Raw genomic sequence first — 26402 nt, forward strand, 5'->3', positions numbered from 1 at the left:
TCACTCTGACGATGTGACGCAGGTCATGCGAGGGTGGATGGCATGAGTCTCCTCGCCATCGTCGTCCTGCTGGCGCTCGTGCTGCTGTTCGTCCTCGCCGTCGCTGCGCTCTTCGGCGTGGTCCTGGTCGCCGGCCGGTCCGGGCGCAGGGCCCAGGCCGCCGAGGCCCGCGAGCACCGGGGTCAGTCGATCGCCTGACCCAGGACCGCGCCCACGTGGGCGCGCACGTCGTCGGCGCCGGTGATCGTGACCCGCTCGTCGCTGACGCGGTGCCACAGCCAGGCGTCGAGGTCCGCCGCGGTCCCGGTGACCACCAGGTCGGCCGGAACCCCGGGAGCGGCGACGACGTGCTGGTCCGGCTCGTCGCTGCGCTCGACGCCCTCGGGCGTCGTTCCGGAGAAGGTGCCGAGCTGCACCCAGACCGAGGTCGCCGTGTCCGTGGCCCGGAACTCGGCGTACTGAGGGCGCGGGTCGAAGCGGCCCCAGGGCGGCAGCCCGCCGTACATCACGCCGAGGGCCTCGTCGATCCCGTCGGCCGCCAGGTCCGCGGGCAGCCCGGTGATGGCGCCGGCGGCGAGCTCGGCGTCGAGGCGGTGGATCAGCGCCTCGTGGGCCTGTCGCCGGTAGGTGAAGCCGACCCGCTGGTCGCCGGGCACCGACCACGACCACGCGGGCTCCGCGGGATCGGCCGCCCCCAGGACCGCCGCGAAGGCGTCGTGGGTGGCGCGGAAGGTCGCCAGGATCTCGGCGTAGGTCGCCGGGCGCTCGGGCTCGACGTACGCCTCCGGCGGCGCGGGCCGATGGCGGATCACATGGGTCCAGAAGTGCTGGACCTCGGTGAGATGCCAAGCAAGGTCGGCGACGTCCCAGTCGGGGCACGACGGCACCCGCGCATCGGGCGGGCAGCTTCCCAGCACCTCGGCGAAGCGCGCCGACTCGACCCGCAGGTGGTGGAGGTAGGCGGCGGGAGCCAGGCGGGTCACGGCTGCAGCAGCACCTTGATCGCGCGCCGCTCGTCCATCGCGCGGTAGCCGTCGGGCGACTCCGCGAGCGGCAGGGTCAGGTCGAACACCTGGCCCGGGTCGATCCGGCGGTCGAGGACCATGGGCAGCAGCTCGGGCAGATAGCGGCGCACCGGCGCCATCCCGCCGCGGACCCCGACGTTCTTGTCGAAGAGCCGGCGCGCGGAGAGCTCGACGCCGTGGGGCGCCCCGACGAAGCCGACGCCGCCACCGGGGCGGGTCACCTCGATCGCGGTGGTCATCGCGGCGTCGGTGCCGACGCACTCCAGGGCCGCGTCGACACCGACCCCGTCGGTCAGCTCGAGCACCTCCGCGACGGCCTCCTCGCCGCGGGCCGCGACGACGTGGGTGGCGCCGAACGACCGGGCCACGGCCTGGCGCGGCTCGTGGCGCGACATCGCGATGATCCGCTCGGCGCCCATGACCGAGGCGGCCAGGACGCCCGAGAGCCCGACCGCGCCGTCACCGACCACGACGACGGTGTGGCCGGGCCGCACACCGGCGGACACGGCGGCGTGCCAGCCCGTGGGCATCACGTCGGACAGCGCGAGGAGCGAGGGCACCAGGTCGGCGTCGGGGACGCCGCCCGTGCGGACCAGGCTGCCGTCGGCCTGGTTGACCCGGGCGTACTCGGCCTGGCCGCTGGCGGTGAACCCCAGGTTGGTGCAGACCGACTGGGCGCCGTTGCGGCAGTGGGCACAGGTGTTGTCGCAGTGACAGAAGGGCACGACCACGAAGTCGCCGACCCGGACGTCGCGCACCTCGGCGCCGACCTCCTCCACGACGCCGATGCACTCGTGGCCGATCGTGGCGCCCGGGCGGATCGGGTTCTCGCCGCGGTAGGGCCACAGGTCCGAGCCGCAGATGCAGCCCGCCGTGATCCGCACGATCGCGTCCGTGGGCTGGCGCAGAGTGGGGTCGGGAACCTCGTCGACGCGGATGTCACGGGTACCGTGGATGGTGGTCGCACGCATGTGAGGATCCTTTCAGATCGCCGTGGCGTCTTGCGTTATCTCATATGTGAGTTACCGTCGTCGCATGAGCTTGGACCCGTCCCACGAGGACTACAAGGGCCGGATCGGCAACCTGATCCGCGACGCCCGCAAGCACCGGGGCCTCACCCAGGCCCAGCTCGCCGAGCGGCTCGCCACGAGCCAGAGCGCGATCAACCGCATCGAGAAGGGGCACCAGAACCTCTCCCTGGAGATGCTGGCCCGGATCGGCGCCGCCCTCGACTCCGAGATCGTGGCGCTGGGCGCCGGCCCGACCCACCTGCGGGTCAAGGGCCCGACCACGCTGTCGGGCAGCATCGACGTCAAGACCTCGAAGAACGCCGGCGTCGCACTGCTGTGCGCGTCCCTGCTCAACCGAGGTCGGACGACGCTGCGCAAGGTCGCGCGGATCGAGGAGGTCAACCGGCTGCTCGAGGTGCTCGACAGCATCGGCGTGCAGACCCGGTGGATCAACGCCGACAACGACCTCGAGATCATTCCGCCCAAGGACCTCGACCTGACCCGGATCGACGAGGAGGCCGCGCGGCGGACCCGCTCGGTCATCATGTTCCTCGGCCCGCTGCTCCACCGCACCGACACCTTCGAGCTGCCCTACGCCGGCGGCTGCAACCTCGGCACCCGCACCGTCGAGCCGCACATGTCGGCGCTGCGGCCCTTCGGCCTCGAGGTGAAGGCGACCGACGGCTGGTACCACGCCCAGCTCAACCGGGCCATCGTCCCCGGGCGCCCGATCGTGCTCACCGAGCGCGGCGACACGGTGACCGAGAACGCCCTCATGGCCGCCGCCCTCCACCCCGGCACCACCGTCATCCGCAACGCCTCGTCGAACTACATGGTCCAGGACCTGTGCTTCTACCTCCAGGCGCTCGGCGTCGAGGTCGAGGGCATCGGCACCACCACCCTCACCGTCACCGGGCGGGAGTCGATCGACGTCGACGTCGACTACTCCCCCAGCGAGGACCCGATCGAGGCCATGTCGCTGCTCGCCGCCGCGATCGTGACCCGCTCCGAGATCACCGTGCGGCGCGCGCCGATCGAGTTCCTCGAGATCGAGCTCGCGGTGCTCGAGGAGATGGGCTTCCGCTACGACCTGTCCGAGGAGTACCTCGCGGCCAACGGCCGCACCCGCCTGGTCGACATCACCACCCACCCCTCGGACCTGGTCGCTCCCCGCGACAAGATCCACCCGATGCCCTTCCCCGGCCTCAACATCGACAACCTGCCGTTCTTCGCGGTGATCGCGGCGGTGGCCGACGGCACCACCTACCTCCACGACTGGGTCTACGACAACCGGGCGATCTACCTCACCGAGCTCAGCAAGCTCGGCGGACGGGTGACCCTCCTCGATCCGCACCGGGTGCAGATCGACGGCCCGACGTCGTGGACCGGCACCGAGCTGGTCTGCCCGCCGGCATTGCGGCCGGCGGTCGTCGTCCTGCTCGCCATGCTGGCCAGCAAGGGCACCTCCGTGCTGCGCAGCACCTACGTCATCCACCGCGGCTACGAGGACCTCGCCGAGCGGCTCAGCTCGCTCGGCGCGGACATCGAGACCTTCCGCGACATCTGATGGGCTACCTCCCGCAGGGCAAGGTGCTGGCCTTCGCCCATCGCGGTGGCGCCTACCACCCCGAGATCGAGGGCCTGGAGAACACCCTCGCGGCGTTCCGGCACGCCGCCGAGCTGGGCTACGACTACCTCGAGACCGACGTCCACCTCACCGCGGACGGCGTGCTGCTCGCCTTCCACGACGAGGTGCTGGACCGGGTCACCGACCAGCGCGGCGCCGTCCGCGAGCTCACCCTGGCCGAGGTACGCCGGGCCAGGATCGGCGGGCGCGAGCAGGTCCCGACCCTGGTCGAGCTGCTCGACGCCTTCCCGAGCGCCCGCTTCAACATCGACCTCAAGGCCGACGGCGCGGTCGACGCGCTCGCCACCCTGGTCCGCGAGCGCGAGCTGTGGGACCGGCTGCTCGTCGCGTCCTTCTCGCGGTCCCGGATCCGCCGGTTCCGGGCACTCACCGACGGCCGGGTCCCGACCGCCGCCGACCCGTGGCAGATCGTGGTGTTCCGGCTCTCCCCCAGCGCCCGGCTGGCCCGGCTGCTGGCGGGCGACGGCTTCGCCGCCTTCCAGGTCCCCCACCGGCAGCGCGGGCTCACCGTGACCACCGCCGGGTTCGTCCGCCGGGCCCACGCCGCGGGCCACCAGGTGCACGTGTGGACCATCGACGACCCGGCCGAGATGACCACGCTGCTCGACCGTGGCGTCGACGGGCTCTTCACGGACCGCACTGATCTGCTCAAGGATGTCCTCCAGGGACGCGGCCAATGGTGGTCCGCGCAGGGAGGGACGACATGAGCATCGCGGACCTGGGGCCGCTCAACCGGGCGCGCGAGCAGCGCGCCTGGTACTTCACCGACTGGGCCGCCTCGGCGTTCCAGACCACGGTCGCGGGCGTGCTCTTCGCGCCCTACCTGATCTCGGTGGCGGAGAATGCCGTCGGTGAGCACGGCCGGCTGCACGTGCTGGGGCTCTCCATCGCGCCGGGGGCCCTGCCGTCGTACGTCATCACGCTCTCGACGGTGCTCAGCGTCTTCTTCTACCCGGTGATCGGCGCCTACGCCGACCGGATCGCGCGCAAGCCCGACCTCCTGGTGGCGTTCTCGTGGCTCGGCGCGGCCGCGGCCGGCGGGCTGTTCTTCATGAGCGGCGAGAACTGGCTCTACGGCAGCATCGCCTTCATCGTGGCCAACCTCGCCGGAGGCGCCGCGATCGTGGTCAGCGACTCGATCCTGCCGGTGATCTCGACCGAGAGCGAGCGCGACCGCGTGTCGTCGACCGGCTGGGCCTACGGGTACGCCGGGGGCGGGCTGCTGCTCGCCGTCAACTTCCTGATGGTCAGCTTCCACGACGCGATCGGCCTCGACAAGGAGATGGCCGTCCGGCTCTCGCTGCTCTCCGCGGCCGTGTGGTGGGCGGCCTTCATGGTCATCCCGTGGCGCGGCATCCGGCGCCACGAGCCGGTCGCCGTGGAGGAGGTCGAGGGCGGCGCCCTGGCCCGGTCGTTCGGGCAGCTCTGGGCCACGCTGAAGGACCTGCGCAACTACCCCGTCGCGCTCACCTTCCTGGCGGCGTACCTGTTCTTCAACGACGGCATCCAGACCGTCATCAACTCGGCGTCGACCTTCGGCACCAAGGAGCTCGGCTTCGGCGACGGCTTCGTCCTCGGCACCTACCTGCTGGTCCAGCTCGTCGGCATCGGCGGCGCCCTGCTGTTCGCCCGCGTCGCCGGGCGCCACGGCGCCAAGAAGGTCATCCTCGCGGGCCTGGTCGGCTGGATGGCGATCGTCACGGTGGCGCTCGTCGTCCCCGAGAAGCAGATGGTGTCCTTCCTGCTGCTCGGCGTGGCGATCGGCATCGTGCTGGGCGGCACCCAGGCGCTCGCGCGGTCGTACTTCTCGCTGTTCATCCCGCGCGGCAAGGAGGCGGAGTACTTCAGCCTCTACCACGCCATGGACCGCGGCACGTCCTGGTTCGGCACGCTCACGTTCGGGCTGGTCTACCAGCTCACCGACTCCTACCGGCCCGCGATCTTCGCCCTCATCGCGTTCTTCGTCATCGGCGGGCTGCTGCTGCTCCGGGTCGACACGGAGCGGGGCATCCGCGAGGCCGGCAACGCCCGGCCAGCCGTGGTCTGAGCGCGGATCCGGGGCGGCGGGGTCCCGACTGGTCTGGACCGGGGTCCCGTCCTGGGCGGATCCGGGTTGGAACCTTTTCGGCCTGGGTAGCGTTGAGTGGATAGACGAAACATGGGAGGTGAAGTCTGATGGCTGAGCGCACACTGCGCGGTGCCCGACTGGGGGGCCAGTCCTTCGAGGACGAGCGGGGTATCGAGTTCGCAGCACGACAGCAGGTCGGCTACAAGTGTCCCCAGGGACACGAGTTCGAGATCACCATGTCCATCGAGGCCGAGGTGCCCGCGGTCTGGGAGTGCCCGCGCTGCGGTCTGGAGGCCGAGTCGACCGCCGGCATCGAGCGTGAGGTCAAGGCCGAGAAGCCCCAGCGCACCCACTGGGACATGCTGCTGGAGCGCCGCTCCGAGAAGGAGCTGGAGGAGATCCTCACCGAGCGTCTGGAGCTGCTCCGCGGCGGCGAGATCGGCCCGGCGCACCTGCACCGTGCCAACGCCCGCAAGAAGAAGCCGGCGAAGGCCTGATCCGCCGGATCACTGCTCGTCGATCACCTCGCCCCGGACCACCGTCGGTCCGGGGCGAGTGACATTTGCGCGCCGGACGACCTGGCGTCCGGCGTAGGCCACCAGCAGGCCGCGGAACAGCGGCCAGGTGACCGGCAGGATCAGCAGCAGGCCGAGGACGTCGGAGATGAAGCCGGGGCTGAGCAGGAACGCTCCGCCGAGCATGACCAGCGCACCGTCCGCGAGCTCACGGTGCGGCATCCGGCCGGTCTCGATCCGCTCGCGCAGCGCGAGCCAGGCCCGTCGGCCCTCGCGCTTCATCAGCCAGGCGCCGAGGATGCTGTCGACGACGAGCAGCAGGATCGTCCACCACGGGCCGATCACCTGGCCGACCTTGATCAGCACGACGATCTCGAGGATCGGCATCACCACGAAGACGACGAACAGCAGCAGCGCCGCCCTCCGGCTGCGTGCGGTCCTCGTGCTCATCGTCTGCTTCCTCTCATCGGGTGCTGCGGTGCAGCTCCCTCGTCGCAGCGGCGGGGCCGCGGACGCTCGTCCAGCGCTGACGCAGGCCCCACCAGGTGATCCGCTTGAGCGACTCCAACGCGACCTGGCCGCTCATCTTGGACTCGCCACGGACCCGCTCGACGAACTCGATCGGCACCTCCCGCACGGTCAGTCCGGCCCGCAGGGTGCGGGTGACCAGGTCGGTCTGGAAGACGTAGCCGGTCGAGCGCACCTCCTCGAGCCGGATCCGCTCAAGCGTCGAGCGCCGGAACAGCCGGAAGCCGGCGGTGGCGTCGCGCACCTGGATGCCGAGGAGCATCCGGACGTACAGGTTGCCGCCGCGCGAGAGCAGCTCGCGCTGCCAGGGCCAGTTGACCACCGAGCCGCCCGGGATCCACCGGGAGCCGATCACCAGGTCGGCGTCCCGCAGTGCGGTCAGCAGCCGCTGGAGCTGCTCGGGCTGGTGGGAGCCGTCGGCGTCCATCTCGCCGATCACGTCGTAGCCCGCGTCGAGAGCCCACGCGAAGCCGGCGAGGTACGCCGCGCCGAGGCCGCCCTTGCTGGTGCGGTGCAGGACGTGGACCTGGGCATCGGCCCGCGCGATGCCGTCGGCGATCGCACCCGTGCCGTCGGGCGAGCCGTCGTCGACGACGAGGACGTCGACGTGGGGCTGGGCGGTGCGGACGCGGTCGATGATCCACGCCAGGTTCGCGGCCTCGTTGTAGGTCGGCACGACCATCACGGTGCGGCCCAGGGTGGAGTGCTGCTCAGACAACGGGTGCCTCACTCGGGGTCGGGGAGAGCTCAGTCGGCTCCGCGGCGGGAGTCTCCTGCGCGGGACCGTCGAACTGTCTCCTTCGACGGTACGTCACGGCACCAGCCACGAGAGCAGCGAGCGTCAGCAGGGTGAACATCCGGGCCGGCCAGGCACCCAGCCGCATCGCCGGGGTGAGCGCGGTGCTCAGCCCGACCCGCTCGACCAGCACGCTGGTCGTCCGCGGCTTCGCCGAGGCCACCACGCTGCCGTCGGGAGCGATCACGCCGCTCTGGCCGTTCGTCGACGCGACCGTGAGCCACCGGCCGGCCTCGATCGCCCGGAGCCGGGTGATCGCGAACTGCTGCTCGATCTGATGGGTGAAGATGAAGCTGGCGTTGCTGGTCTGGACGGTCAGTAGCTCGGCGCCCGCGCGCACCTGCGGGGGCATCACGTCGTCGTAGGCCACGTCGAAGCAGATCGCGTCGCTGACCCGGACGCCGGCGACCCGGAGCGGCTCGGTGCGGGTGCCGCTCTTCATGTCGCGGGTGATCAGGGCGAGCTGGCCGAAGGTCGGGTTCCAGATGTCGCGGAACGGGATGTACTCGCCGTAGGGAACCGGGTGGTGCTTGGTGTAGCGGTCGCCCGGACCGGTCCGCGGGTCCCAGACGATGCCCTGGTTGAGCACGTACTTCGGGCCGCCGTCGACGATCGCGCCCACCATCACCGGCACCTGGACGGCCGCGACGGCCTCGCGGATCCCGGTGTTGACCTCGCCCGGCTCGAAGGGGTCGACCGCGGTGGAGTTCTCGGGCCACAGCACGAAGTCGGGTCGCGGCACCCGGCCGGCGTCCACGTCGGCGGCCAGGCGCACGGTCGCGTCGACGTGGTTGCGGGTCACGCCGAGGTGGTCCCACAAGATGTCGTTGCCGGGACCGGGGACGTCGCCCTGGACGACGGCGACCGTGGTGGACCCGGTCTCGGGGACGTCGTACGGCAGCACCGCGGGCGTCACCAGCACCGCCAGCACGCCCACCGCCGCCGCGGCCGAGCCCCGGCGCCGCTCGCGGGCCAGGACGGCCTCGGCGAAGCGGGCCAGGCAGAACCCGGAGAGGGCGAGCAGGAAGGACAGGCCGGTCATGCCGACGTACGCGACCGCGGGGGCGGCCGGGGTGTCGATCGCCGCGAAGGCGATCCGGCCCCACGGCATGCCGCTGAACGGCCAGCCGCTGCGCACCGTCTCCATCGTGGTCCACGCGGCCGCCAGCCACAGTGGCCAGGCCGGGAGCCGGCGCAACAGCGGTACGGCGAGCCCGAGCAGGCCGTAGAACAGCGCCTCCACCGTCGACAGCGCCACCCAGGCGTCGGGGCCGACGGAGTCCTTCATCCACACGATGTGGCTGAAGTAGAAGACCACCCCGAACACCAGACCGACCAGCCCGGCCCGGCGTACGCCGTGGCCCCGGGTCGCGAGGGCGTAGCAGGCCACCCCGAGCGGCAGCAGCCACGGCAGCGCCACGGGTTCGTAGGAGGCGGTCAGCAGCACGCCACCGACGACGCCCAGACCGACCGCGGGAATGAGGGGACGCCGCTCCACGGCGAGAGCCTACGGCTCTCTGCAGGCGGCGGAAGGACCCGGGCCACCTTCGGACCGTCCCGGCTCCCGACTGGCTGCCGACGCACGCGACGTTGTCTAGGGAGACCCGGGTCCTTCCGGCTCGCTCTCGAGGAGCGAACCGACCTCCGCGAACCGTCCCCGTGCGGAGCTGGTGCTACTCCGCCGACATACGGCCACTCGGACGCCGGTCCGCCGGCCACGACCTGCACGAGCGAACGTCTCCGTACTCTGGTGACGCTCACCCTTCCTGTCAACCGTCGTCTGACCTGCGGTGATACGCGTTCCCGCAGGTCAGCGCGGCCCGCTGGACGGCCAAGTTCCGTCGACAAATCCGCGCTTCCACGGCGTGTCGCGACGCGACACGCCGACAGCCGGCTCAGTGACCGACGGGCCGGTTCTCGTAGTAGGTCGAGAGCACGATGGTGGTGCGAGTCGACACATTGGCCGCCGCGCGGATCCGGCCGAGCAGCAGCTCCAGCTCGACCGGGCTGGTCGTGCGGACCTTGAGGAGGTAGGACTCCTCCCCCGCGACCGACCAGCAGGACTCGATCTCGGGGATGTCGACGAGCCGCTCGGGGCAGTCGTCGGGCTGGGAGGGGTCGATCGGCCGGATCGCGATGAAGGAGGTCAGCGGGACGCCGATCTCGGCGTAGTTGACCGTCGCGCCGTAGCCGAGGATCAGGCCACGCTGCTCGAGCCGCTTGACCCGCTGGTGCACCGCCGAGGTGGACAGTCCCGTGGCCCGCCCGAGGTCGGTGTAGGACATCCGTCCGTCCTTGGCCAGGAGCTCCAGGATCTGCCGGTCCGTCGCCTCGACCGCTGGATTGCTGCTCTGACTCACGGGCTCACCCTAATAGGCTGCGCGGTGATGACTGAGCGCCTTCTACTCCTCGATACGGCCAGCCTGTACTTCCGGGCCTACTTCGGCTCCCCCGAGCTGCTCGCGCCGGACGGCACCAACGTGAACGCGGTGCGTGGCCTGCTGGGCTACATCGCCCAGCTGAGCGACCAGTACCGGCCCACCCACCTGGTCTGCTGCTGGGACGACGACTGGCGACCGCAGTGGCGGGTGGACCTGATCCCGACGTACAAGGCGCACCGGGTGGTCGAGGAGGTCACCGGCGCCCCGGACGTCGAGGAGGTGCCCGACCCGCTGGAGCTGCAGGTCCCGGTCATCCGCGAGGTGCTCGCCGCGTTCGGCATCCCCGTGATCGGCGCCCCCGGCTACGAGGCCGACGACGTCATCGGCACCCTGGCCACCGGCGCCGGGATGCCGGTCGACGTGGTGACCGGCGACCGCGACCTCTTCCAGCTCGTCGACGACGCCGCCGGCGTCCGGATCCTGTACGTCGGCAAGGGCGTCGGGCGCCACGAGCGGGTCGACGAGGCCTGGGTGCTCGACAAGTACGGCGTGCGCGCCGACCAGTACGCCGACTTCGCCACCCTGCGCGGCGACGCCTCCGACGGGCTGCCCGGCGTCAAGGGAGTCGGCGAGAAGACGGCCGCCTCGATGCTGCAGAAGTACGACGACCTCGCCGGCATCATCGCCGCCGTCGAGGACCCGGCCAGCGACCTCGGCCCCGGACCGCGGGCCAAGATCCGCGAGGCCGCCGACTATCTCGCGGTGGCCCCGCAGGTCGTCGCGGTCGCCCGCGACATCGATCTCCCGCGCGAGAACCTCGCCCTCCCCCGCACCCCGGCCGACCCCGAGCGGCTGGCCGAGCTCGTGGAGCGGTGGTCGCTGTCGTCGCCGGTGGAGCGGCTGACCGGGGTGCTGGCCGGTCTGGACGCCTGAGTCGGCGGAGGTCGGCGGTCTGACTGCCGATTCGCGAAGACCTCATGCCGGCTTGGTCGACCTGACGGCCTCAGCGTCGCACGGTCGAACGTGTGCAGCGTCGCGCAGGCAGCGGCCCAAAGGTTCCGAGCCTCGGTGCTCGGCATGACCGCCGCCGTCGCGTTCGTGGGGCTGGTCGCGGTGGCCGTGCAGGCCGGCGCCGGCGGATCCGACGGCAGGGCGCGCAACGCGGGAGCGTGGGGGACGGAGCCGAACCCCACGCTGCTGACCGCCGACCGCGCCGAGATCCCCGAGGTCATCTCCCAGGTCGCGGAGCGAGCGGGCCTCACCGGTCAGGGCACTCCCCGGTTCGTGGCGCTCGACGCGGACCTCCGCGAGGTCGACGTCGCGAGGGCTGGGTCCGCCTACCTCCTCTACGGCGACGAGGCGACGCGGTCGGTCAAGGTCTTCGTGGGCATGGCCGACGGCGACGGCAGCTCCCGGACCCTCTGCTCGTCCGCGGCGCCCGCCGTCCTGGCGTGCGACGTACGGGACGCCCGGGACGGCGACGTCGTGGTGAGGTCGGTGATCGCGCCGGGATCGCTCGCCCCCGACGCCGCGTTCGCGACGCCGCTCGAGACGCTCACGGCGATCGCCGAGTCGCCGGCCCTGCACTGGCGCTAGGAGACGCGACGTAACACGGATTTCATTCCATTTGGTAGTACCCCGAAATGCGCCCTTCCTAGGTTCATCGCCACCGGGGCCCGATGCCGTGCCCCCTGGCCCCGAGCCTGCGGCCCGAGCCGCAGGCCGATGACCGAGAGGGTTCTCCCATCGTGTTCCCCACCCGCGCCCGCCTTGTCACGGGCACCGTCCTCGCTCTCACCGCAGCCCTGGGCCTCAGCGCCTGCGGCGGCTCGAAGTCCGGGGAGTCGAGCGCCGCCGAGAGCTGCGTCGACACCTCCGGCGACACCATCAAGCTCGGGTTCCTCAACTCCACCTCGGGCGCCATGGCGATCAGCGAGCAGACCGTCCGCGACTCGCTCGGGCTGGCCGCGGAGGAGATCAACGTCTCCGGCGGCATCCTCGGCAAGAAGATCGAGCCGGTCGTCGAGGACGGGGCCAGCGACCCCGCCGTCTTCGCCGAGAAGATCGAGAAGCTGCTCACCGGCGACTGCGTCGCCGCGGTCTTCGGCGGCTGGACCTCGGCCTCGCGCAAGGCGATGCTGCCCGTGGTCGAGGCCGACGACGGACTGCTGTTCTACCCCGTGCAGTACGAGGGCCTCGAGGCGTCTAAGAACATCTACTACACCGGCGCGACCACCAACCAGCAGATCATCCCGGCGATGGACTTCTTGAAGTCCAAGGGCGTCAAGACGCTCTTCCTCGCGGGCTCCGACTACGTCTTCCCGCGCACCGCCAACAAGATCATCAAGCAGTACGCCGCGGAGCTCGGCATCGAGATCGTCGGCGAGGAGTACGTGCCGCTCGACGACGACGACTGGACCACCCAGGTCGCCAAGATCGTCGCCGCCAAGCCGGACTTCGTGTTCAACACCATCAACGGCTCGTCCAACGTCGGCTTCATCAAGGCCTACTACGAGCAGGGCCTGACCGCGAAGACCACTCCCATCATCTCGGTGTCGATCGCCGAGGAGGAGGCGCCGGCGATGGGCAAGGACGTCACCGGGCAGTTCGCCGCCTGGAACTACTTCGAGTCGGTCGACAGCCCCACGAACGCCGCGTTCATCAAGGCATTCCAGGACAAGTACGGCGCCGACCGGCCGACCTCGGACCCGATGGAGGCGGCGTACACCTCGCTGTACCTCTACAAGGCGCTGGTCGAGAAGGCCGACTCCTTCGACGTCGCGAAGATCAACGCCGCCGCCGACGGGGTCAGCTTCAACGCGCCCGAGGGCACGGTCACCATCGACGGCGAGAACCACCACATCGCGAAGACGGCGCTGATCGGCCAGATCAACGCCGACAACCAGTTCGACGTGGTCTGGTCCTCCGACGCCCCGATCGAGCCCGACCCCTTCCTCAAGGGCTACGACTGGTGGGACCCGAGCAAGGAGTGAGCTGAGCCGGCCCCGACCGATCCGCTCATCCCCCGGGGTGCCGCGTCCGCGACGCGGCGCCCCGGGCAGTCAGGAGATCCCTCTTGGACGCCTTCACCACCCCGCTGCTCGCCGGTACGGCGACCGGCGCGCTGCTCCTCATCGCCGCCCTCGGCCTGGCCCTCACCTTCGGCCAGATGGGCGTGATCAACATGGCGCACGGCGAGTTCCTCATGGCCGGCGCGTACACCGCGTACCTCACCCAGCAGGTCGTCACGAACGCCGACCTGTCCATCCTGGTGGCGCTGCCCGTCGCGTTCGTGGTCGCCGGCCTGCTCGGGCTGCTGCTCGAGGTCGCGATCATCTCCTGGATGTATCGGAGGCCGCTGGACACGCTGTTGGTCACCGTGGGCGTCAGCCTGCTCCTCCAGCAGCTCGCCAAGGACGTCTTCGGGGCCCAGGGCGACCCGGTGCGCACGCCCGGCTGGCTGGAGGGCAATGTCGACGTCTTCGGCTACCACTGGCCGTACCGGCAGATGTTCACCATCCTGCTGGCGCTGCTCGCCCTCGCCGGGCTGGGCGCGCTGCTCAAGTACACCGCCTACGGCCGCCGGATCCGGGCCACGGTCCAGAACCGGGATCTGGCGGAGACGATGGGCGTCTCCACCCGGGCGGTAGACCGGGTCACCTTCTTCGTCGGCTCGGGACTGGCCGGCATCGGCGGGGTCGCGGTCGCACTGATCTCCGGGACCAACCCGAACCTCGGGACGACGTACATCATCTCGGCGTTCCTCGTCGTCGTCGCGGGCGGCCTCGGCCAGCTGCGCGGCACCGTGATCGCGGCCTTCGCGGTCGGCATCGTCACCGCCTTCCTCACCGACTGGCTCAGCTCGAGCATGGCGCAGGTGCTCACCTTCGCACTCGTCGTGATCTTCCTGCAGGCCCGCCCGCAGGGCCTGTTCACCGTGCGCACCAGGGGGCTCGCATGACCGTCCTGCTCAAGCACGCACGCAGCTGGGGCCCGCTGCTGGCCATCGCCGTGCTGGCGGTCGTGCTGCTGGTCGTCGCCCCGGCCGTGCTCAGCCCGTTCCGGCTCAACAACCTCGGCAAGTACGTCTGCTGGGCGATCGCCGGCGTCGGCATCGGCCTGGCCTGGGGACGCGGCGGCATGCTCGTCATGGGCCAGGGCGTCTTCTTCGGGCTCGGCGGCTACGCGATGGCGATGCACCTCAAGCTCGAGGCGGCGATGGCGAGCGGCGGCCCGGACGCCATCCCCGACTTCATGGTCCTGTACGGCGACGCGACCATGCCGGGCTGGTGGGAGCCCTTCCGCAGCGGCGCGTTCACGCTGTTCGCCATCGTGGCCGTGCCCGCGGTCGCCGCGGCGATCCTCGGCTACGCCATCTTCAAGCGGCGGGTGAAGGGCGCCTACTTCGCCATCCTCACCCAGGCGCTGGCGGTCGCCTTCGCGACCTTGCTCATCGCGACCATCAAGCAGACCGGCGGGTTCAACGGGCTCAACCAGTTCACCCAGTTCTTCGGCTACAACCTCTACGACCCGGTCAACAAGAAGATGATCTACTCGATCGCGGCGATCGTGCTGATCGCCTGCCTGGTCGTGGTGTGGCAGCTCTACCGCAGCCGCTTCGGGGAGCTGCTGGTCGCCGTCCGCGACGGCGAGGAGCGGGTCCGCTTCCTCGGCCACGACCCGGCGAACATCAAGCTGGTGGCCTTCGTCCTCGCCGCGGTGATGGCCAGCATCGGTGGGGCGCTGTTCGCGCCTATCACCGGGATCATCTCCCCCTCCGACGTGGACGCCACCGCCTCGATCCTGCTCATCGCCGGCGTCGCGCTCGGCGGCCGGGCGCTGCTGCTCGGTCCGGCGCTCGGCGCGCTCGCAGTCGGCTACGGGCGCACCTACCTCTCGGAGTCCTTCCCCGACCAGTGGACCTACTTCCTCGGCCTGCTGTTCATCGTGGTCATCCTGTTCTTCCCCTCGGGGCTCGGCAGCGTGTGGTCGCAGGTCACCAGCCGGCTGCGCAAGGAGGGCACGGCGTGAACGACGACTATCTCGAGATCCGCGGGCTGAGCGTGGAGTTCGACGGCTTCCGGGCCATCGACGGGGTCGACCTGACCCTGCTGCAGGGACAGCTGCACTTCCTGATCGGTCCCAACGGCGCCGGCAAGACCACGCTCGTCGACGCGGTCACCGGCCTGGTGCCGGCCACCGGGCTGGCGCGCTACCGCCACCACGACCTGCTGGCCCTGCGCTCGCACCGCATCGTCCGGGCCGGGATCGGCCGGACCTTCCAGACGGCGACGGTGTTCGAGAACCTCACGGTGCTGCAGAACCTCGACATCGCCGGCGGCGTGCACCGCTCCCCCTGGCGGATGCTGCTCGCCCGGCGCGGCACGCCGTCGTACGTCGAGGAGGCGCTGGAGACGATCGGGCTGAGCCACTTCCGGGACCGCCCGGCGGGGGTGCTCGCGCACGGCCAGAAGCAGTGGCTGGAGATCGGGATGCTGCTGGTCCAGGACGCCCGGGTGATGCTGCTCGACGAGCCGGTCGCCGGGATGAGCGCGGAGGAGCGCGACGAGACCGGTGCGCTGCTGCGCCGGATCGGCGCCGAGCGGACCATCGTCGTGATCGAGCACGACATGGACTTCGTGCGCAGCTACGCCGACGTCGTGACCGTCATGCACGGCGGCAAGGTGCTGGCCGAGGGCAGCGTCGCCGAGATCCAGGCCGATCCCCGCGTCCAGGAGGTCTACCTGGGCCGCACCGTCGAGGAGGCGGACCATGCTTGAGCTGCGCGGAGTCACCGCCGGGTACGGCCGGACCCGGGTGCTGGAGGACGTGTCGATCGAGGTGCCGGCCGGCGGAGCCGTGGCGATCATGGGCCACAACGGCGCCGGCAAGACGACCCTGCTCCGGGTCGCGGTCGGGCTGCTGCCGGTGATGGCGGGCCAGGTCCTCCTCGACGGCGAGGACGTCACCCGGCTGCGGCCCAGCAAGCGGGTCGCCCGGGGACTCGGCTACGTGCCCCAGGGCCAGCTGTCGTTCCCCCAGATGACCACGCTGGAGAACCTCCACCTGGTCACCACCGACCGGTCCGCGGTCGACGGCGTGCTGGACACCTTCCCCGCCCTGCGCGAGCTGCTCGGGCGGCGCGCCGGGCTGCTGTCCGGCGGCCAGCGCCAGCAGCTCGCCATCGCCCGCACCCTGCTGACCCGCCCGCGGCTGCTCATCCTCGACGAGCCGACCGAGGGCATCCAGCCCAATGTGGTCGCCGAGATCGAGTCGGTGATCACCGCGCTCACCGAGCGGGGCGACCTGTCGGTGCTGCTGGTCGAGCAGCACGTCGGCTTCGCGCTGCGCAGCACCGGCGCCTACTACGTGCTGGAGTCCGGGCGAGTCACCTCCTCGGGCACCGGCGGTCCGGGCGCGCTGGACGCCGTCCGCGCGGCGATGGCGGTGTGACGTGCACCTGACACCGTCCGACACCGAGAAGCTGCTGCTCAGCGTCGCGGGCATGGTCGCCCGCGACCGGCTCGCCCGCGGCGTCCTGCTCAACTACCCCGAGGCGGTGGCGCTGCTGTCGTGCTGGGTGCTCGAGGAGGCCCGCGCCGGCGCCCTCGTCGCCGAGCTGATGGAGCGCGGCCGCGAGGTCCTCGACCGCAGCCAGGTGCTGCCCGGGGTCGCCGAGATGATCGTCGACGTCCAGGTCGAGGCCACCTTCCAGGACGGGCGCAAGCTCGTCACCCTGCACCACCCGATCGCATGAGGAGCCAGCAGTGGGCATCGTGACCGAGGGACCGGGCGCCGTACGGGCGGCGCCGGGGACCATCGTGCTGAACGGCGACCGGCGGCCCGACGAGCGGCTGGTCCTGGTGGTGACCAACACCGGCGACCGGCCGGTCCAGGTCGGCTCCCACTTGCACCTGGTCGACGCCAACAGCGCCCTCGCCTTCGACCGGGAGGCCGCGCACGGCTTCCGGCTGGACATCCCCGCCGGCACCTCACGGCGCTTCGAGCCGGGCACCTCGCAGCAGGTCGCGCTGGTCGCCCTCCGCGGCGCCCGCGTCGTACCCGGCATCCAGGTCAAGGCCGACGGGGGTCGGCTCGATGGTTGAGATCAGCCGCGCGGAGTACGCCGCGCTCTACGGCCCGACGACGGGCGACCAGGTCCGGCTCGGCGACACCGACCTGTGGCTCGAGGTCGAGCGGGACCTCGTCGCCGGTGGCGACGAGGCCGTGTTCGGGGGCGGCAAGTCGATCCGGGAGTCGATGGCGCAGTCCACCCGGACCTCCGCCGAGGGCGCCCTGGACACGGTGATCACCGGTGCGCTGGTGCTCGACCACTGGGGCGTGGTGCGCGCCGACGTCGGGATCCGCGGAGGCCGGATCGTCGCCCTCGGCCGGGCCGGGAACCCCGACATCGCGGACGGCGTGCATCCCGACCTGGTGATCGGGCCGGGCACCGACGTGGTCTCCGCGGAGGGCCGGATCCTGACGGCCGGGGCGATCGACGTGCACGTGCACCTGCTGTCGCGCTCCCAGCTGCACGAGGCGCTCGCGACCGGCATCACCACCATCGGTGGTGGCGGCACCGGTCCCTCCGCGGGCTCCAAGGCCACCACCGTGACACCGGGCGCCTGGCATCTCACCCAGGTGCACCGGGCGCTCGACCCCGTGCCCCTCAACGTGCTGCTGTTCGGGAAGGGCAACACGGTGAGCGCGCCGGGGCTCGCCGAGCAGGCCCTGGCCGGCGCGGCCGGGTACAAGGTGCACGAGGACTGGGGCTCGACCCCGGCCGCCATCGACGCGGCGCTGCGGGCCGCCGACGAGTTCGGCCTCCAGGTCGCGCTGCACTCCGACAGCCTCAACGAGGCCGGGTACGTCGAGTCGACCATCGGCGCGATCGCGGGCCGCGGCATCCACGCCTTCCACGCCGAGGGCGCCGGCGGCGGGCACGCACCCGACATCCTCAAGGTGGCCACCCTCCCCCACGTGATCCCCGGCTCGACCAACCCGACGCTGCCCCACACGGTCAACACGGTGGCCGAGCACCTCGACATGCTGATGGTCTGCCACCACCTCAACCCGCAGGTGCCCGAGGACCTCGCCTTCGCCGAGTCCCGGATCCGCGCCACGACGATCGCCGCCGAGGACCTGCTGCACGACCTCGGCGCGCTGTCGATCACCTCCTCCGACGCCCAGGCGATGGGCCGGATCGGCGAGGTCGTGTGCCGCACCTGGCAGGTGGCCCACGTGATGAAGCAGCGCTTCGGCGCGCACGCCGACCTCGGCGGCGGCCCCGCCGACAACCTGCGCGCCCGGCGCTATGTCGCCAAGTACACGATCAACCCGGCCATCGCGCACGGCATCGACCACGAGGTCGGGTCCGTGGAGCCGGGCAAGCTCGCGGACCTGGTGCTCTGGGACCCACGGTTCTTCGGGATCCGGCCGGAGGTGGTGATGAAGTCGGGCACGCTCGTGTGGGGCGCGCTCGGTGACCCGAACGCCTCCATCCCGACACCCCAGCCGGTGGTGCTGCGGCCGACGCTGGTCGACGACGGGAGCGCGCACGCGGTCACCTTCGTCGCCCCGGCGGCGTTGGAGGACGGGCTGGCCGACCGGCTCGGCCTCCGACGCCGCCTGGTCGGGGTCCGCCCCACCCGCGAGCTGACCAAGGCGGACATGGTCAACAACGCCGCGCTGCCCCGCATCGACATCGACCCCGAGACCTTCGAGATCGACGTCGACGGCGAACGGGTGGTTCCCGCGCCCGCCACCGAGCTGCCCCTCGGCCGGCTCTACTCGATGTTCTAGGCGCTCTCGGCCATGACCCATCCCGACCTGATCCTGCTGCTGCTCGCAGACGCGCGGCTGCCCGTCGGTGGGCACACGCAGTCCGGCACGCTCGAGGGAGCGCTCGGCCAAGGGCTCGGCGCCGCCGACGTGCCGAGCTACCTGCGCACCCGGCTGCTCAGCAGCACCCGGGTCGAGGCCGGGACCGCCGTCGTCGCCCGGGCGAGCGTCGTACGCCGCGGGTCGCTGGTCCCGGTCGAGCGGGCCTGGGCGGCGCGCACGGTCTCGCCGGCGCTGCGTGAGGCGTCGCGGGTGCAGGGCCACGCGCTGCTGCGCCTGGCCCGGCGTACCTGGCCCGACGTGGCGCGGCCGCTGGACGAGGTGCCACGACCGAGCCGGGCCTGCGTCCTCGGCGCGCTCGCCGCCGGGCTCGGCCTGGGCCCCGGCTCGCTGGCCCGGCTGGTTGCCTACGACGACGTCCAGACGGTGTGCGCCGCCGCCCTCAAGCTGCTGCCGCTCGACCCGGTCACCGTGGCCGGCTGGGTCGCCGAGGCGCTCCCCGGCATCGCCGACCTCGAGACCGCCGTGTCCTGGGCCGAGCTGCCCTCCGACATCCCCGCCTGCTCCGCACCCCAGATCGAGACGTGGGCACAGGTCCACGCCGCCAGCACCAGGAGGTTGTTCCGTGCCTGAGCACACCCATCCCCATCGACCACTCCGGCTCGGCGTCTGCGGACCGGTCGGGACCGGCAAGAGCTCCCTCATCGCGCTGCTGTGTCGTGAGCTGGCCGGCCGGCTGCAGCTCGCCGTCGTCACCAACGACATCTACACCGACGAGGACGCCCGCTTCCTCCGCTCGGCCGGCGTCCTCGATCCCGACCGGATCCGCGCGGTCGAGACCGGCGCCTGCCCCCACACCGCGATCCGCGACGACATCAGCGCCAACCTGACCGCGGTGGAGGAGCTGGAGGAGGAGTACCCGGGACTGGACCTGGTGCTGCTCGAGTCCGGCGGCGACAACCTCACCGCGACCTTCTCCCCCGCCCTCGTCGATGCCCAGGTCTTCGTCCTCGACGTGGCCGGCGGCGGCGACGTCGCCCGCAAGGGTGGGCCCGGGATCGAGCGGGCCGACCTGCTGGTGGTGAACAAGACCGACCTGGCGCCGTACGTCGGGGTCGACCTGCCGCGGATGCTCGCCGACGCGACGGCGGCCCGTGGCGACCGGCCGGTGATCGGACTGTCCCGCACCGACCGGGCCAGCATCGACGCCCTCGTCGCCTGGGTGGACGACGTCCGCGCGGGGCACGCGTCCGGCGTACTGGTCCCCGTCGATCCGGGCCCGATGGCGCGTCACGTGCATGCTCACGAGCACTGAGCGCACCGCCCGCACGCGAGTGCGGGTCAGTCGCACCGACACCGGACGGTGCCGGGTGCGCAGCACCGTCACCCTCTCCGACCCGACCGCGTCCTCGCTGCGACCGCTCCTGGTGCACCACGACGCCACGTCCGCGCGGGTGTCGCTCGTACCCGAGGGCGCGCTGCTGCTCGCCGGCGACCGGGTCGAGGTCGATCTCGCCGTCGACGCCGGCGCCCGCCTCGACGTGATCGAGCCGGGCGGCACCGTCGCGTTCGACATGCGCGGCGGACGGGCCGCGTGGGACGTGCGGATCGCGCTGGGCCGCGGGGCGGTGCTGACCTGGGCCGGCGAGCCGTTCGTCGTCGCCGCGGGCGCGGCGGTCGCCCGCAGCCTGCGGGTGCGGCTGCGCGACGGCGCCGTGCTCGCACTGCGGGAGTCACTGGTCCTCGGCAGGCACGGCGAGGAGCCGGGGCGGGTGCACCAGGCCACCGAGGTGGTCACCGGCGCCGGGCCGGTGCTCGTGGAGGACCTCACCTTCGACGCGCTCACCGCTCCTGCGCTGCTCGGTGGGCACCGGGTGATGAGCTCCGTCCTGCTCGTCGGAGCGCCGCCGAGCGCCCCGGCCGGACCGGACCGCTTCGACCTGGAGGGCGGCGGCACCCTGTGGCGCCGGCTCGGCGTCCAGGCGCACGAGAGCGACCTGGGCCCGACCTGGCGCGCCGTGCGTGAGTCGATCGGGTCCGAGGCCGGCTAGTGGACCCGCTAGTGGACCCGCGCGATCTGCTCCTCGACCCGGAACTCCAGCCCGTCGGCCGCGGCGACGTACACGTCCTGGTCGAGGAGGTTGCCGTCGAGGCGCACCAGCCCACGCGGACTCTCGTAGAAGTGCCCACGGGGCAGCGACCGCGCGGCCTCGACGGTGAGCGCGCCCGCGACCTCACCGACCCGCGCCAGGAACAGGATCGCCTCGTAGCAGGACTCCCCGACCGCGTTCAGCGCCGGCGCCCAGCGGCCCCAGCGCGCGTAGTAGTCGCGCGCCAGGGCCGAGCCCTCCGCGGTGGCGAGCCGGTCGAAGTAGGCCGCGGCGGCGTACAGTCCCCGGTTGGCCTCCGCTCCCCCGGCGAGCAGGGTGTTCTCCTCGACCGCCGGGCTCAGCCGCGGCAGCGCTCCGGCCAGCCCGGCGCGTCCGAACTGCCGGTTGAAGTGGACCGCGTCCTGGCCCATCAGCAGCATGATGACGCCGTCGACCGGCTCCCGCGCCAGCGCCTCGACCACGCCGCTGAAGTCGCTCGTGCCGAGCGGCAGGTAGGTCTCGCTGACGATCCGCGACGGCGTACTCTCCAGGGCGAGCCGGGCCGTGGCGCCGGTGACCCGCGGGAAGACATAGTCGTTCCCGACGATCGCCCAGCGCCCGACGCCGAGCTGCTCACGCATCCAGTGCGCCGCAGGCAGCAGCTGGTTGATCGGCCGCTCCCCGATCAGGAACAGCCCCGGCGTCTCATCGCCCCCCTCGTGCATCGCGGCGAACGCATAGACCACCCGGCCGCCGACCCGCCGGGCGATAGCCTGGCGCACCGCGGAGATGTGCCACCCCGCGATCGCCTGCACCCGGCCGGAGTCGACCAGCGCACCGACCTCCTCGGCCACCGCCACAGGCTCCCGGCCGGCGTCGACCACCACCAGCTCGACCCGCCGCCCGGCGACGCCGGTGCCGGCGTTCAGCTGCTCGACCGCGAGCTCGCCACAGGCAAGGCAGGAGGGGCCGTAGAGCCCCGTCGGACCCTGGAGCGGGACGACGAAGGCGACGGACAGGACGTCGTCGCTGCGCGAAACGGGCACGGGACCTCCGTGCGGCCTTCGGCTGCTGCGACCGGCGACGCTGCTGGCGACGGATCAACCGGGACGTGGGGTGCGCCACCTAGGATAGGGCCCGGACCGTCGTCCGTCCCGAGGAGGCCACGATGACCCACCCGTCGAGCCTCGCCGTCCAGGTACGCCGGGTCGAGGCGGCCCTCCGCGCCGAGCTCCAGCCGATCCTCGACGAGCACGACCTGACGCTGGAACACTGGCGGATCCTCGCCGTCCTCGCCCACCAGCCGGGGCTGGGAATGACCTCGGTCGCCACGGCGGCCGTCGTACCCGCCGCGAGTCTCGCCCGGCATGTCGACAAGCTGGTCGAGCGCGGCCTGCTGATCCGCCGGATCGACCCCGCGGACAAGCGGCGGGTGGTGGTGGCCCTGTCGCCCCGGGGGGAGGAGTACGCCGGGAGGCTGCGGGAGGTCGAGGGGGCGGTGGTGGACGTGGTGGGTGGGTTCGGTCGGTTTCGGGATTGGGCAGAGACTGCAGGTTGAGGGGCTGAATTGTTGCGGTTTGGGACCAAACCGCATGCGTGAGGGCTCGTGAACTGCGGTTTGGGACCAAACCGCAACTGACGAACCGGGCCCGTCAGCTGCGCCAGTCGCCAGCAGCCCAGGCAGACGGGTCGGCGGCCCGGGCGACTGCTCCTGCCCAACCGGGTGGTCAGACCAGTCCACGTTTGGGCAGAGACCACACCTCAGAGCGCCGAAAAGTTGCGGTTTGGGACCAAACCGCAACGAGGAGGACCGGACGAACCACGCCACGCCGGCAACGCCCCAGGTCACCCGGTCGCCACGATCCCCCTCCGCAGCAGCTTGACCAGCTGCCGCGCCGTGTCTCGGACCGGCGTACCGGCGGCCGCGTCGGCGATCTGGCCGGCGAAGTCGATGAGCTGCTTCATCTGGCGCACGAAGTCGCCGGCGGTCTGGTCGTTGCGGGTGATGATCTCGTCGAGCTCCTGCCCCTCGGCCCAGCGCCAGGCGGTCCAGGCGAACCCGGCGTCCGGCTTGCGCAGGAAGTCGAGCCGGTGTTCGCGCTCGAGCCGCTCGAGATCGCCCCACAGGCGGGTCATCGCGTCGATGGTGACCTGGATGGCGCCGCCGGGGACGTTGGCCGGGCCGTCCTCGGGCCGCCGTGCCTCGTAGACCAGGGCCGACAGCACCGCGCCGAGCTGCGGCGCGGACAGGTCGTCCCACAGACCCGTCCTCAGCGACTCGGCGGCGACGAGGTCGAGCTCGGAGTAGATGCGCATCAGGCCGCGCCCGCGCTCGGTGACCTCGTCCTCACGCAGGTAGTCGAGCGCCTCGAGGACCTCGCAGACCCGGTCGAAGGTGCGCGCGACGGTGTTGGTACGACGCTCGATCCGCGCGGCGAGGAGCTCGGAGTCCTTCTGCAGCTTGGCGTGCCGTTCGGCCCAGCGGGCGTGGTCCTCGCGCTCCGCGCAGCCGTGGCAGGGGTGCTCGCGGACCTGGGCCCGCAGCGCCTGGATCTCCCGCGCCACGCCCTCGTCGACGGGGCCGCGCTCGGCCTTGGGCCGGGTGACCGACAGCGGCAGCGCGCGGACGGCCTCGCGGACCTGCTGGGCGATGTCCTTGCGCTGGTGCGGGTTGCGGGCGTCGACCCGCTTCGGCAGCTTGATCCGGGCGACCGGCTCGACCGGGGTCGGGAAGTCCATCATCGCCAGCCGGCGGCCCTGCCGCTCGGCGGTGATGACGAGCGGGCGGTGGCCGTGCTCGGACAGACCGGGGTCGACCACGACGGCAGGCCCGGCGAACTTCCCCACGGGTACGACGATCACGTCGCCCGGCTGAAGTCGTTCGAGCGAGGCGAGCGCCTCGTCGCGGCGGTCCTGCCGGCGTACCTTGCTCGACTCCTTCTCCAGCTCGGAGATCCGCCGGCGCAGGCCGGCGTACTCCATGAAGTCGCCGAGGTGGCACTGCGCCGCCTCGGCGTACCCGGCGAGCGCGTCCTCGGCCTTGCGCAGCTGGCGGGCGAGCCCGACGACCGCCCGGTCGGCCTGGAACTGCGCGAAGGACTGCTCGAGCAGCTCGCGTGCCTGGTGCCGGCCGAAGGAGTGCACGAGGTTGACCGCCATGTTGTACGACGGCCGGAAGCTCGAGCGCAGGGGGTAGGTCCGGGTCGAGGCGAGACCGGCGAGCTCGCGCGGGTTCATCCCCGGCTGCCAGAGGACCACCGCGTGCCCCTCGACGTCGAGGCCCCGCCGCCCGGCCCGACCGGTCAGCTGGGTGTACTCGCCCGGCGTGATGTCGGCGTGGGTCTCGCCGTTCCACTTGCTCAGCTTCTCCAGCACGACGGTGCGTGCCGGCATGTTGATGCCGAGCGCGAGGGTCTCGGTCGCGAAGACGATCTTGATCAGCCCGCGCAGGTACAGCTCCTCGACGCACTCCTTGAACGCCGGCAGCATCCCGGCGTGGTGGGCGGCGACGCCGCGCGACGCGGCGTCGAGGAAGTCGTGGTACCCGAGCACGTGGAGGTCGGCGGACGGCAGCGCGCCGAGCGTGCTCTCGACGTACGCGATCACCTCGTCGCGCTCCTCGGGCGAGGTGAGCCGGAGGTTGGCGTCGAGGCACTGCTGGACCGCGGCGTCACAGCCGGCGCGGCTGAAGATGAAGTCGATCGCCGGGAGCAGGTTGTCGCGGCGCAGCCGTTCCACCACGTCGAGGCGCCCGGGGATCCAGATCCGGCGGCCGTTGCCGACATTGCGGCTGCCGGGGCCGCCCTGCCGGGAGCCGCGGGGCTGCCGGTGGCCCTTGAGCCGGCTCGACGCCCAGTCGTCGCGGGCCAGCTTCATCAGCTCGTCGTTGACCGGCGCGCCCTCGCGGACGAAGCCGGCCGCCGCGTCCACGTCGGTCGAGGCGAACAGGTCGAGCAGCCGTCGACCGACCATGACGTGCTGGAACAGGGGCACCGGGCGGCGCTCGGCGACGATGGTGCGGGTCGAGCCGCGCACCGTCTCCAGCCACTCGCCGAACTCCTCGGCGTTCGACACCGTCGCCGAGAGCGAGATCACCGACACCGACTCGGGCAGGTGGATGATCACCTCCTCCCAGACCGCGCCGCGGGAGCGGTCCGCGAGGTAGTGCACCTCGTCCATCACCACGAAGCCGAGGCCGACCAGGGTCCGGGAGCGCGCGTAGAGCATGTTGCGCAGCACCTCGGTCGTCATCACGACCACCGGCGCCTCGCCGTTGATCGTGGTGTCGCCGGTCAGCAGGCCGACCCTGTCGGCACCGTACCGCTCGACCAGGTCGTGGTACTTCTGGTTCGACAGCGCCTTGATCGGCGTCGTGTAGAAGCACTTGCGCTCGGTCTCCAGCGCGAGGTGGACCGCGAACTCCCCCACCACGGTCTTGCCCGCGCCGGTCGGGGCCGCGACCAGCACCCCGTCGCCGTCCTCGACCGCCTTGCAGCCCTCGACCTGGAAGTCGTCCAGGTCGAACGCGAAGCCGGCCGCGAAGTCGCGGAAGACGGGGTGCTCCTTGTGCTTGCGGTACGACGCGTAGCGCTGCGCCGGGCTGAGGTCGTGGTCGTGGTCGCTCATGCGATCACCTGCAGCGACCCGGGCACGCACTCGACGGTCAACGGCAGCGGGCCGAACCGCTCGCCGTCGGCGTACCCGACGATGCCGGCGCTGGCGACGGTCACCCGGCGCACCCGGTGACGCTCGTACTGCGGATGGGTCACGTGACTCCCGTCGAAGAGCTTGGGGAAGGTCCGCAGCAGCTCGACCCGGCTGAGCGGCTTGATCAGGACGACGTCGAGCAGGCCGTCGTCGAGCTCGGCACCGTGGGTGATCCGGAGCCCGCCGCCGAAGGACGGGCCGTTGCCGACGGCGACCAGCATCGCCTCCACCTGGCGCTCGGCGCCGTCGAGGTCGAGCAGGTAGCGCAACGGCCGAAAGGTGCGCAGCTCGGCGAGCGTCGCGAGGTTGTAGCGCAGCTGCCCCTTCGGCCAGCGCATCCGGTTGGCCCGCTCGTTGACGACCGCGTCGAAGCCCGCGGCGAGCACGCCGCCGAAGTAGCGCTCGCCGATCCGGGCCAGGTCGACCGTACGCCGGGTGCCGTGCAGGATCCGGACGGCGGCCGCGGCGCCGTCGCCGCGCGGCAGGTCGAAGTAGCGGGCGAAGTCGTTGCCGGTGCCGGCCGGGAGGATGCCGAGCGGCACGTCGGTGCCGGCGACCGCCTGGATCCCGAGGTTGACCATCCCGTCGCCCCCGCAGACCACCAGCGCGTCCGGCTCCTCGGCCGCCGCGACCCGGGCCAGGTCGAGCGCCTCGTCGGCGTCGCGTCCGGTGAGGGCCGTCGTACGCCACCCGGCGCCGTGGAACCGGGGCAGCGCCTCGTCGCGCATGCGGGCGCCCCGCCCCTTCCCCGAGGTGGGGTTGGTCAGGATGATCGCGCGGGGCACGGGGT

28 protein-coding genes are annotated in these 26402 nt (G+C 71.9%); 19 read left to right on the plus strand and 9 right to left on the minus strand.

Annotated features, from left to right (window positions below; all coding sequences use genetic code 11):
* The first annotated feature begins 42 nt into the window (after positions 1-42).
* A complete protein-coding gene (locus JOD66_RS26995; protein WP_204839853.1) occupies positions 43-198 on the plus strand; it encodes a hypothetical protein in 156 nt (51 codons plus the stop codon).
* Here JOD66_RS26995 and JOD66_RS27000 read toward each other — a convergent pair.
* Together JOD66_RS27000 and JOD66_RS27005 are read right to left on the minus strand one after the other, a co-directional pair.
* A complete protein-coding gene (locus JOD66_RS27000; protein ID WP_204839854.1) occupies positions 183-983 on the minus strand; it encodes a maleylpyruvate isomerase family mycothiol-dependent enzyme in 801 nt (266 codons plus the stop codon). The two genes, JOD66_RS26995 and JOD66_RS27000, sit on opposite strands and share 16 nt — an antisense overlap.
* Positions 980-1996 carry a zinc-dependent alcohol dehydrogenase family protein gene (locus tag JOD66_RS27005; RefSeq protein ID WP_204839855.1) on the minus strand — a complete coding sequence of 339 codons (1017 nt, stop codon included), beginning with the start codon at positions 1994-1996 and terminating at the stop codon, positions 980-982. The genes JOD66_RS27000 and JOD66_RS27005 overlap by 4 nt, the downstream gene beginning before the upstream one ends.
* 64 nt (positions 1997-2060) lie before the next feature.
* Here JOD66_RS27005 and JOD66_RS27010 point away from each other — a divergent pair, with 64 nt between their 5' ends.
* From JOD66_RS27010 to JOD66_RS27025, 4 genes are all read left to right on the plus strand, one after another.
* A complete protein-coding gene (locus JOD66_RS27010; protein ID WP_204839856.1) occupies positions 2061-3602 on the plus strand; it encodes a UDP-N-acetylglucosamine 1-carboxyvinyltransferase in 1542 nt (513 codons plus the stop codon).
* Positions 3602-4390: a glycerophosphodiester phosphodiesterase family protein gene (locus tag JOD66_RS27015; RefSeq protein ID WP_204839857.1), complete on the plus strand. Its 789-nt coding sequence runs from the start codon at positions 3602-3604 to the stop codon at positions 4388-4390. The genes JOD66_RS27010 and JOD66_RS27015 overlap by 1 nt, the downstream gene beginning before the upstream one ends.
* Positions 4387-5730, plus strand: coding sequence for an MFS transporter (locus tag JOD66_RS27020; RefSeq protein ID WP_205125985.1), 1344 nt, complete (start codon positions 4387-4389; stop codon positions 5728-5730). The genes JOD66_RS27015 and JOD66_RS27020 overlap by 4 nt, the downstream gene beginning before the upstream one ends.
* 128 nt (positions 5731-5858) lie before the next feature.
* Entirely contained in the window at positions 5859-6248 is a 390-nt protein-coding gene (locus JOD66_RS27025) for an RNA polymerase-binding protein RbpA (RefSeq protein ID WP_141007454.1), read from the plus strand.
* Between the two features lie 9 nt (positions 6249-6257).
* Here JOD66_RS27025 and JOD66_RS27030 read toward each other — a convergent pair whose 3' ends face one another.
* From JOD66_RS27030 to JOD66_RS27045, 4 genes are all read right to left on the minus strand, one after another.
* Positions 6258-6716 carry an FxsA family protein gene (locus JOD66_RS27030; RefSeq protein WP_205125986.1) on the minus strand — a complete coding sequence of 153 codons (459 nt, stop codon included), beginning with the start codon at positions 6714-6716 and terminating at the stop codon, positions 6258-6260.
* A gap of 13 nt (positions 6717-6729) precedes the next feature.
* The gene (locus JOD66_RS27035) at positions 6730-7476 is read right to left on the minus strand and encodes a polyprenol monophosphomannose synthase (protein WP_205126586.1); all 747 of its coding nucleotides are present in this window, start codon (positions 7474-7476) and stop codon (positions 6730-6732) included.
* Between the two features lie 28 nt (positions 7477-7504).
* Complete coding sequence (lnt, locus tag JOD66_RS27040; protein WP_205125987.1) at positions 7505-9088, minus strand: apolipoprotein N-acyltransferase; 1584 nt, start codon at positions 9086-9088, stop codon at positions 7505-7507.
* A 397-nt stretch (positions 9089-9485) separates the two neighbouring features.
* Positions 9486-9950, minus strand: coding sequence for an AsnC family transcriptional regulator (locus JOD66_RS27045; RefSeq protein WP_273517457.1), 465 nt, complete (start codon positions 9948-9950; stop codon positions 9486-9488).
* Between the two features lie 27 nt (positions 9951-9977).
* On the opposite strand from JOD66_RS27045, the gene JOD66_RS27050 reads away from it, so the two are divergent.
* From JOD66_RS27050 to JOD66_RS27110, 13 genes are all read left to right on the plus strand, one after another.
* Positions 9978-10904 (plus strand): 5'-3' exonuclease, encoded by a 927-nt coding sequence (locus JOD66_RS27050; protein WP_205125988.1) that lies wholly within the window; start codon positions 9978-9980, stop codon positions 10902-10904.
* 144 nt (positions 10905-11048) lie between these two features.
* Positions 11049-11567: a hypothetical protein gene (locus JOD66_RS27055; protein ID WP_205125989.1), complete on the plus strand. Its 519-nt coding sequence runs from the start codon at positions 11049-11051 to the stop codon at positions 11565-11567.
* Positions 11568-11719: 152 nt separating this feature from the next.
* The gene (urtA, locus tag JOD66_RS27060; RefSeq protein WP_307823744.1) at positions 11720-12964 is read left to right on the plus strand and encodes an urea ABC transporter substrate-binding protein; all 1245 of its coding nucleotides are present in this window, start codon (positions 11720-11722) and stop codon (positions 12962-12964) included.
* 83 nt (positions 12965-13047) lie between these two features.
* Complete coding sequence (gene urtB / locus JOD66_RS27065; protein WP_205125991.1) at positions 13048-13932, plus strand: urea ABC transporter permease subunit UrtB; 885 nt, start codon at positions 13048-13050, stop codon at positions 13930-13932.
* Positions 13929-15002 (plus strand): urea ABC transporter permease subunit UrtC, encoded by a 1074-nt coding sequence (gene urtC, locus JOD66_RS27070; RefSeq protein WP_205125992.1) that lies wholly within the window; start codon positions 13929-13931, stop codon positions 15000-15002. Before urtB ends, urtC begins: the two co-directional genes overlap by 4 nt.
* Positions 14999-15751, plus strand: a complete 753-nt coding sequence (gene urtD, locus JOD66_RS27075; protein WP_205125993.1) for an urea ABC transporter ATP-binding protein UrtD — start codon at positions 14999-15001, stop codon at positions 15749-15751. The genes urtC and urtD overlap by 4 nt, the downstream gene beginning before the upstream one ends.
* Positions 15744-16424, plus strand: a complete 681-nt coding sequence (locus JOD66_RS27080) for an ATP-binding cassette domain-containing protein (RefSeq protein ID WP_205125994.1) — start codon at positions 15744-15746, stop codon at positions 16422-16424. The genes urtD and JOD66_RS27080 overlap by 8 nt, the downstream gene beginning before the upstream one ends.
* Position 16425: 1 nt before the next feature.
* Positions 16426-16728, plus strand: a complete 303-nt coding sequence (locus JOD66_RS27085) for an urease subunit gamma (RefSeq protein ID WP_205125995.1) — start codon at positions 16426-16428, stop codon at positions 16726-16728.
* Positions 16729-16738: 10 nt separating this feature from the next.
* Complete coding sequence (ureB, locus tag JOD66_RS28825; RefSeq protein WP_443678812.1) at positions 16739-17077, plus strand: urease subunit beta; 339 nt, start codon at positions 16739-16741, stop codon at positions 17075-17077.
* The gene (locus JOD66_RS27095; RefSeq protein WP_205125996.1) at positions 17070-18776 is read left to right on the plus strand and encodes an urease subunit alpha; all 1707 of its coding nucleotides are present in this window, start codon (positions 17070-17072) and stop codon (positions 18774-18776) included. Before ureB ends, JOD66_RS27095 begins: the two co-directional genes overlap by 8 nt.
* A gap of 12 nt (positions 18777-18788) precedes the next feature.
* Positions 18789-19448: an urease accessory protein UreF gene (locus JOD66_RS27100; RefSeq protein WP_205125997.1), complete on the plus strand. Its 660-nt coding sequence runs from the start codon at positions 18789-18791 to the stop codon at positions 19446-19448.
* Positions 19441-20130 carry an urease accessory protein UreG gene (gene ureG, locus JOD66_RS27105; protein ID WP_205125998.1) on the plus strand — a complete coding sequence of 230 codons (690 nt, stop codon included), beginning with the start codon at positions 19441-19443 and terminating at the stop codon, positions 20128-20130. The genes JOD66_RS27100 and ureG overlap by 8 nt, the downstream gene beginning before the upstream one ends.
* Entirely contained in the window at positions 20114-20866 is a 753-nt protein-coding gene (locus tag JOD66_RS27110; RefSeq protein WP_205125999.1) for an urease accessory protein UreD, read from the plus strand. Before ureG ends, JOD66_RS27110 begins: the two co-directional genes overlap by 17 nt.
* Before the next feature lie 8 nt (positions 20867-20874).
* Here the strand turns inward: JOD66_RS27110 and JOD66_RS27115 are convergent, their stop codons facing one another.
* Complete coding sequence (locus JOD66_RS27115) at positions 20875-21951, minus strand: substrate-binding domain-containing protein (protein ID WP_205126000.1); 1077 nt, start codon at positions 21949-21951, stop codon at positions 20875-20877.
* A gap of 122 nt (positions 21952-22073) precedes the next feature.
* On the opposite strand from JOD66_RS27115, the gene JOD66_RS27120 reads away from it, so the two are divergent.
* Positions 22074-22463 (plus strand): MarR family winged helix-turn-helix transcriptional regulator, encoded by a 390-nt coding sequence (locus JOD66_RS27120; protein WP_205126001.1) that lies wholly within the window; start codon positions 22074-22076, stop codon positions 22461-22463.
* A gap of 287 nt (positions 22464-22750) precedes the next feature.
* Here the strand turns inward: JOD66_RS27120 and JOD66_RS27125 are convergent, their stop codons facing one another.
* Both JOD66_RS27125 and JOD66_RS27130 read right to left on the minus strand, forming a co-directional pair.
* Positions 22751-25531 carry a DEAD/DEAH box helicase gene (locus JOD66_RS27125; protein WP_205126002.1) on the minus strand — a complete coding sequence of 927 codons (2781 nt, stop codon included), beginning with the start codon at positions 25529-25531 and terminating at the stop codon, positions 22751-22753.
* The gene (locus JOD66_RS27130) at positions 25528-26397 is read right to left on the minus strand and encodes a diacylglycerol kinase (protein WP_307823747.1); all 870 of its coding nucleotides are present in this window, start codon (positions 26395-26397) and stop codon (positions 25528-25530) included. The genes JOD66_RS27125 and JOD66_RS27130 overlap by 4 nt, the downstream gene beginning before the upstream one ends.
* Between the last annotated feature and the right edge of the window lie 5 nt (positions 26398-26402).

Source organism: Nocardioides nitrophenolicus, from assembly GCF_016907515.1.
Lineage (GTDB): Bacteria > Actinomycetota > Actinomycetes > Propionibacteriales > Nocardioidaceae > Nocardioides > Nocardioides nitrophenolicus.

What these genes read in the sequence shown, in the direction of transcription:
- JOD66_RS27005 (WP_204839855.1), bottom strand. Translation starts at nt 1,996, where the DNA reads ATGCGTGCGACCACCATCCACGGTACCCGTGACATCCGCGTCGACGAG.
- JOD66_RS27080 (WP_205125994.1), top strand. Translation starts at nt 15,744, where the DNA reads ATGCTTGAGCTGCGCGGAGTCACCGCCGGGTACGGCCGGACCCGGGTG.
- JOD66_RS27035 (WP_205126586.1), bottom strand. Translation starts at nt 7,476, where the DNA reads ATGGTCGTGCCGACCTACAACGAGGCCGCGAACCTGGCGTGGATCATC.
- JOD66_RS27100 (WP_205125997.1), top strand. Translation starts at nt 18,789, where the DNA reads ATGACCCATCCCGACCTGATCCTGCTGCTGCTCGCAGACGCGCGGCTG.
- JOD66_RS27020 (WP_205125985.1), top strand. Translation starts at nt 4,387, where the DNA reads ATGAGCATCGCGGACCTGGGGCCGCTCAACCGGGCGCGCGAGCAGCGC.
- JOD66_RS27030 (WP_205125986.1), bottom strand. Translation starts at nt 6,716, where the DNA reads ATGAGCACGAGGACCGCACGCAGCCGGAGGGCGGCGCTGCTGCTGTTC.
- JOD66_RS27125 (WP_205126002.1), bottom strand. Translation starts at nt 25,531, where the DNA reads ATGAGCGACCACGACCACGACCTCAGCCCGGCGCAGCGCTACGCGTCG.
- JOD66_RS27055 (WP_205125989.1), top strand. Translation starts at nt 11,049, where the DNA reads ATGACCGCCGCCGTCGCGTTCGTGGGGCTGGTCGCGGTGGCCGTGCAG.
- JOD66_RS27095 (WP_205125996.1), top strand. Translation starts at nt 17,070, where the DNA reads ATGGTTGAGATCAGCCGCGCGGAGTACGCCGCGCTCTACGGCCCGACG.
- JOD66_RS27010 (WP_204839856.1), top strand. Translation starts at nt 2,061, where the DNA reads ATGAGCTTGGACCCGTCCCACGAGGACTACAAGGGCCGGATCGGCAAC.
- JOD66_RS27050 (WP_205125988.1), top strand. Translation starts at nt 9,978, where the DNA reads ATGACTGAGCGCCTTCTACTCCTCGATACGGCCAGCCTGTACTTCCGG.
- JOD66_RS26995 (WP_204839853.1), top strand. Translation starts at nt 43, where the DNA reads ATGAGTCTCCTCGCCATCGTCGTCCTGCTGGCGCTCGTGCTGCTGTTC.
- urtC (WP_205125992.1), top strand. Translation starts at nt 13,929, where the DNA reads ATGACCGTCCTGCTCAAGCACGCACGCAGCTGGGGCCCGCTGCTGGCC.
- JOD66_RS27110 (WP_205125999.1), top strand. Translation starts at nt 20,114, where the DNA reads ATGCTCACGAGCACTGAGCGCACCGCCCGCACGCGAGTGCGGGTCAGT.
- JOD66_RS27120 (WP_205126001.1), top strand. Translation starts at nt 22,074, where the DNA reads ATGACCCACCCGTCGAGCCTCGCCGTCCAGGTACGCCGGGTCGAGGCG.
- JOD66_RS27025 (WP_141007454.1), top strand. Translation starts at nt 5,859, where the DNA reads ATGGCTGAGCGCACACTGCGCGGTGCCCGACTGGGGGGCCAGTCCTTC.
- JOD66_RS27015 (WP_204839857.1), top strand. Translation starts at nt 3,602, where the DNA reads ATGGGCTACCTCCCGCAGGGCAAGGTGCTGGCCTTCGCCCATCGCGGT.